Source organism: Corynebacterium sp. HMSC29G08 (genome assembly GCF_001806875.1).
GTDB lineage: Bacteria > Actinomycetota > Actinomycetes > Mycobacteriales > Mycobacteriaceae > Corynebacterium.
Genome location: NZ_KV786234.1, coordinates 1 through 5,357 on the forward strand (window position 1 = coordinate 1; position 5,357 = coordinate 5,357).

5 protein-coding genes, 2 tRNA genes and 1 pseudogene are annotated in these 5,357 nt (G+C 58.6%); 5 read left to right on the plus strand and 3 right to left on the minus strand.

Annotated elements, in window-relative coordinates:
- Positions 1-323 (minus strand): annotated as a pseudogene (locus HMPREF3101_RS11700) (hypothetical protein); the annotation flags it as partial.
- Between the two features lie 532 nt (positions 324-855).
- Here HMPREF3101_RS11700 and HMPREF3101_RS04340 point away from each other — a divergent pair.
- The 3 genes from HMPREF3101_RS04340 to HMPREF3101_RS04350 all read left to right on the plus strand — a co-directional run bounded on the left by HMPREF3101_RS04340 (position 856) and on the right by HMPREF3101_RS04350 (position 1,404).
- Positions 856-929: transfer RNA gene (locus HMPREF3101_RS04340), tRNA-Asp, on the plus strand.
- Between the two features lie 28 nt (positions 930-957).
- A tRNA-Phe gene (locus tag HMPREF3101_RS04345) sits at positions 958-1,030 on the plus strand.
- A 77-nt stretch (positions 1,031-1,107) separates the two neighbouring features.
- A complete protein-coding gene (locus HMPREF3101_RS04350; protein WP_070463031.1) occupies positions 1,108-1,404 on the plus strand; it encodes a GNAT family N-acetyltransferase in 297 nt (98 codons plus the stop codon).
- A 6-nt stretch (positions 1,405-1,410) separates the two neighbouring features.
- On the opposite strand, the gene epsC is transcribed toward HMPREF3101_RS04350, so the two are convergent.
- Entirely contained in the window at positions 1,411-2,001 is a 591-nt protein-coding gene (gene epsC, locus HMPREF3101_RS04355) for a serine O-acetyltransferase EpsC (RefSeq protein ID WP_070463034.1), read from the minus strand.
- Positions 2,002-2,090: 89 nt separating this feature from the next.
- Complete coding sequence (gene cysK / locus HMPREF3101_RS04360; protein ID WP_070463037.1) at positions 2,091-3,032, minus strand: cysteine synthase A; 942 nt, start codon at positions 3,030-3,032, stop codon at positions 2,091-2,093.
- A 196-nt stretch (positions 3,033-3,228) separates the two neighbouring features.
- On the opposite strand from cysK, the gene ramA reads away from it, so the two are divergent.
- Both ramA and murA read left to right on the plus strand, forming a co-directional pair.
- Entirely contained in the window at positions 3,229-4,074 is an 846-nt protein-coding gene (gene ramA, locus HMPREF3101_RS04365; RefSeq protein WP_371327068.1) for an acetate metabolism transcriptional regulator RamA, read from the plus strand.
- Between the two features lie 14 nt (positions 4,075-4,088).
- A partial coding sequence (gene murA / locus HMPREF3101_RS04370; RefSeq protein WP_070463040.1) for a UDP-N-acetylglucosamine 1-carboxyvinyltransferase occupies positions 4,089-5,357 on the plus strand: 1,269 nt, incomplete at its 3' end.

Consider the following 5,357-nt stretch of genomic DNA (forward strand, 5'->3'; position numbering starts at 1 on the left):
CGGAACACCGGTACCAAAAACCCGCATCTGACAAGGGGTCAGTAGACGAGGGCACGGTGATAAACCACAAAAGCTTGAACCACCGGGTTAAAGTCCGTCTTGTTACCCCAAGGCGCTTGGCTAAATGGTCTGCGGATTCCCCGGAGAGAGACCCAATCGATAAAGATTTTGAAGTGGCGAATCTCGCTGGCGTGTGCGCGGGTATTTATCGATGAAACGTTGCACTGAGGACATAGCCAGCGTTGGGTTCCTGCCGCGGTTTTGCCGTTCTTAACCAGTCCGTGGCCGCAGATGTCACACGACGGCCGATTCCTATTAGCCATAGGAATTGGCCTTACCGCACCAGCTGCAGTCCTCTTATCACAGACCTAGGACTATCCGGTGTTGATTTCGCCGATCGGGCTGTTGGAACCGATTCAAAATCAAGATCAAGGCATTATCCCAGGCTATTCTGGGAATCCGTATCGGTTTATCCACACGAAATGTCCCTTAAGCCGCGCGCTGGGGGTATGCTCTGCGGGTGTAACCCCAGCGTGACCATAAAAGTCGGATGGCAAACATCGGATAAGGCCCTCGGAGCGCCGGAATGGGCCCTATCCGACCTCGGCTATCCGATGTTTATGTTTCGAGGGCCTGCCAACTCACTGAGAAGCAGACCTCGGGCTATGCGGGTTCCGCGGCTAACATGTGGGTGCTTTCCTGGGCACCGTCTCGAGAGAAGCGCCGGTGGCTGTAAGTCGGCGAACCATCCGTGAACAACGCCAACAAAAGATGCAACGACCTGCTGATTTGTGGCGTATCAGATAATCTGTGTAAGGTATCAACTCGTGCAACAGCACAGAAACAAATAAATAAGGCCCTGTGGCGCAGTTGGTTAGCGCGCCGCCCTGTCACGGCGGAGGTCGCGGGTTCAAGTCCCGTCAGGGTCGCTGAATTGCTTGGTAAACGAGTAGTTCTGGCCAGATAGCTCAGTTGGTAGAGCACACGCCTGAAAAGTGTGGGGTCGCCAGTTCGATCCTGGCTCTGGCCACAGTTTAAAAACATCCCGTCTTGCTGGTAGTAATACCGGTAAGGCGGGGTGTTGTCGTTTGTCGGTAGGGTGTGGCTATGGAAAATAACTCTGAGACGACCTACCAGCTGTCTAAGAATGAAGCTGCAGGCCAGTATGAGATCAGCATCGGTGGCGAGGTCGCTGGTTTTGCAAGCTACGTAGACCGCGACGATGTCCGGGTGCTGCCACACACGGTGGTGGATCCTAAATTCCGCGGTCAGGGGCTTTCACGCCCGTTGATTCAATACGCCTTGGACGATGTGCGGGAAGACAAGATGACGGTGGACCCGCAGTGCTCCGCGGTGGCAAAGTTCATCGACCAGAACGCGGACTACAAGGAGCTCCTGGGCTAACCGCTACTAAATTGTGTAGTGCCCCGGGTCCACGTAGCAGTCCGGGTCAACCAAGTGGGTTTTCTCGCCCGGGTTCTTGGGCCGAATTTTTGCCGGGATACCCACGGCGATGGAATGCGGCGGCACGTCCTTGGTTACTACGGCGTTTGCGCCCACAGCGGAGCCTTCGCCAATGGTCACAGGACCAAGTACTTTAGCGCCGGCGCCAATGGTCACGTTGTCTCCAATAGTGGGGTGGCGCTTCGTCTGCGTGAGTACCTGGCCGCCGAGGGTGACACCGTGGTAGAGCATCACGCCGTCGCCGATCTCGGCGGTCTCGCCGATGACAATGCCCATCCCGTGGTCAATGAAGAAGCGTCGGCCGATGGTGGCGCCGGGGTGGATCTCAATACCGGTGAAGAACCGGTTTGCCTGTGACAAGATCCTGGCGGGTGCTTTCCAGCCGCGTTTCCACATCGCGTGACAGATTCGGTGCACCCAGATTGCGTGCAGGCCGGAGTACACAATTGCGTTCTCTACGTCGCCTCGTGCGGCGGGGTCGTGGTCCCGTGCGTTCGACAAATCCTCACGGAGAGTTGCGATGACCTTCAACAGCATACGAGGCAGCTTACATGTGTGACCCCCGCGTCCCATGGTGTTGGATTCATGGGAGGCGGGGGCGTTGGACGTCGTCAAGCAAAAAGCTCCTAGTCGCGGATGTCCTCGTACAGAACGGTGGAAACGTAGCGCTCACCGAAGTCCGGGATGATCACCACGATGGTTTTGCCAGCGTTCTCTTCGCGCGCAGCCAGCTCAAGGGCTGCCTTCACGTTTGCGCCTGCGGAGATACCGCCGAGCACAGCGTCCTTCACTGCAAGCTCGCGGGAGGTGGATACAGCGTCCTCGTTGGTCACAGTGATGATTTCATCGACTACACCACGATCCAGCGTGCCCGGGACAAAGTTTGCGCCGAGTCCCTGGATCTTGTGCGGGCCGGCCTCGCCCTTGGACAGTAGCGGGGAAGCGGCCGGCTCAACGGCTACGGCCTTGACGTTAGCTTTCTGTTCTTTCAGGTACTTAGCGCTGCCAGAAATGGTGCCGCCGGTGCCTACACCTGCAACGATGATGTCTACTTCACCGTCAGTGTCATTCCAGATCTCCGGGCCGGTGGTGTTGTAGTGGATCAGCGGGTTCGCTTCGTTCTCAAACTGGCGGGCCAGGACAGCATTCTCACGCTCTGCGACGATCTCATTGGCCTTCTCTACAGCGCCCTTCATGCCGGCGGCGCCTGGGGTTAGCACGATTTCTGCGCCGTATGCGCGCAGTAGGACGCGACGCTCCGTGGACATGGTTTCCGGCATGGTCAGGACAACGTTGTATCCCTTTGCTGCACCGGCCAGTGCGAGTGCGATGCCGGTGTTGCCGGAGGTTGCTTCAACGATGGTGCCGCCCGGCTTGAGCTCACCGGAAGCCTCGGCGGCTTCGACGATGGCTTTGCCAATGCGGTCTTTCACCGAGTTTGCCGGGTTGTAGAACTCCAGCTTTGCCAGCACGCGAGCCTTCGCGCCGTGTGCTTCGGTGATGCTGTTGAGCTCGACCAGCGGGGTGCCGCCGATGAGTTCGAGCACGTTGTTTGCGATCTTTGCCATGGTGTTTCTCCTTGTATTCGCTGTATTCGTTTTCTGTTGTTGGCAGTATACACCTTTAAAGTAGACCGGCTAGTTTTTATTCGCCAGACAGAGCAGTCTGCTTATCGACGCCATTCCCAACGCCCCCACCCGCCACACGCTCAGCTCCCAAGGGGCGAAATTTGGCTACCCCCGCTTAGGGGTTATCATCATGCGCATGACTGTGGATGACCAACGGGTCAAAGACGACGATGACTCAATCCGTGCTGCACTGACCGCCCTGAAGACGGCCACCGGAATTCCGGTAGCGATGTATGGCACCTTGCTTGCAGATAACCGCGTGCAAATCACGCAGTGGATCGGCCTGCGCACCCCGGCGCTGCAGAACCTGGTGCTTGATCAAGGTGCCGGCGTGGGCGGACGCGTCGTTGCCACCCGTCGAGCAGTGGGCGTTTCTGACTACATGCGCGCGAACGTCATTTCGCACGAGTATGACAAGCAGATCCAGGAGGAAGGCCTGCACTCTGTTGTGGCCGTTCCTGTGATCGTCCAACGTGAGATCCGCGGCGTGCTTTACGTTGGTGTCCACTCCACTGTGCGCTTGGGTGACAAGGTGATCGAAGAGGTCGCCCTGACTGCCCGCACGCTTGAGCAGGACTTGGCGGTGAATTCGGCTTTGCGTCGTCAAGACGGTGGTAAGGCTTCTGCCAAGCAGGGCCGCGTCATGAACGGTGCTGAATGGGAGCAGGTGCGTGCCACCCACTCGAAGCTGCGCATGCTGGCCAACCGCGTTGATGATGAGGCGCTGCGCAAAGAGCTTGAGCAGCTGTGTGACCAGATGGTTTCCCCGGTTCGCGTGAAGCAAACCACCAAGCTTTCCGCCCGTGAGCTGGACGTGTTGTCCTGCGTGGCACTTGGGCATACCAACGTTGAAGCCGCGGAAGAAATGGGGATTGGCCCAGAGACGGTGAAGTCTTACCTGCGAAGCGTGATGCGCAAGCTTGGCGCTCACACGCGGTATGAGGCGGTCAACGCAGCTCGCCGCATCGGCGCTTTGCCGTAGGTACGCTTAGTGCCGTGAAGGAACGATTTTTAGTCACTGGCGGCACTCGGCTCGAAGGCGTTGTCAAGGTGGACGGCGCCAAAAATAGCGTGCTGAAGCTCATGGCGGCAGCACTGCTTGTAGAGGGCACAACAACCCTGCACAACTGCCCTGAGATCCTGGATGTGCCCCTCATGGCGCAGGTCCTTGAGGGCCTGGGCTGCGAAGTTCTTATCGACGGTCAGACGGTGCACATCACCACCCCAGCCCAAATCTCTCCGAACGCTGACTTTGACGCGGTGCGTCAGTTCCGCGCCTCCGTTGCCGTGCTGGGCCCACTTGTTGCTCGCTGCCACGAGGCACGCGTTGCGCTTCCGGGTGGCGACGCTATTGGCTCGCGCCCATTGGATATGCACCAGACCGGCCTGGAAAAGCTGGGTGCAACCACGCGCATTGAACATGGCGCTGTTGTCGCTGAAGCCGCCCAGCTAGTTGGTGCGAAGATCAGCCTGGACTTTCCATCCGTTGGTGCGACGGAAAACATCCTCACCGCCGCTGTCTTGGCAAAGGGCGAGACCGTGCTGGATAACGCGGCGCGCGAGCCAGAGATTGTGGACCTGTGCGAATTGCTCAATGAGATGGGCGCGCAGATTGAGGGCGCGGGGACCTCAACGCTGGTGATTCGCGGCGTGGACAAGCTTGAGCCCGTTGAACACACCGTGGTGGGAGACCGGATCGTCGCGGGCACCTGGGCTTATGCTGCGGCAATCACGCAGGGCGACATCACGGTCACCGGCATTGCACCGGGCCACCTGCACTTGGCGTTGTCCAAGCTGAAGCTGGCTGGGGCGGATGTGGAGACCTACGACAACGGTTTCCGCGTGCGTATGGACCAGCGTCCGAAAGCAGTCGATTACCAAACCTTGCCGTTCCCCGGGTTCCCGACGGATTTGCAGCCCATGGCGATTGCGATTGCAGCTATTGCCGACGGCGTGTCCGTGATCACCGAGAACGTCTTCGAAGCCCGCTTCCGCTTTGTGGATGAGATGCTGCGCCTTGGTGCGGACGCAAACGTGGACGGCCACCACGTAGTCATCCGTGGCGTTGAGTGTTTGAGCTCTACTGATGTGTGGTCATCCGATATCCGTGCAGGCGCAGGCCTTGTTCTGGCGGGCCTTGTTGCGGAGGGACAAACCGTGGTGCACGACGTTTATCACATTGACCGTGGTTACCCGTCCTTTGTGGAGCAGCTTTCCGCTCTTGGGGCGAAGATTGAGCGTGTAAGCGACAGTAAGCACGCTTTA

Excerpts from the sequence above, each read along its gene's own strand:
- cysK (WP_070463037.1), bottom strand. The coding sequence starts at position 3,032 with ATGGCAAAGATCGCAAACAACGTGCTCGAACTCATCGGCGGCACCCCG.
- epsC (WP_070463034.1), bottom strand. The coding sequence starts at position 2,001 with ATGCTGTTGAAGGTCATCGCAACTCTCCGTGAGGATTTGTCGAACGCA.
- ramA (WP_371327068.1), top strand. The coding sequence starts at position 3,229 with ATGACTGTGGATGACCAACGGGTCAAAGACGACGATGACTCAATCCGT.
- HMPREF3101_RS04350 (WP_070463031.1), top strand. The coding sequence starts at position 1,108 with ATGGAAAATAACTCTGAGACGACCTACCAGCTGTCTAAGAATGAAGCT.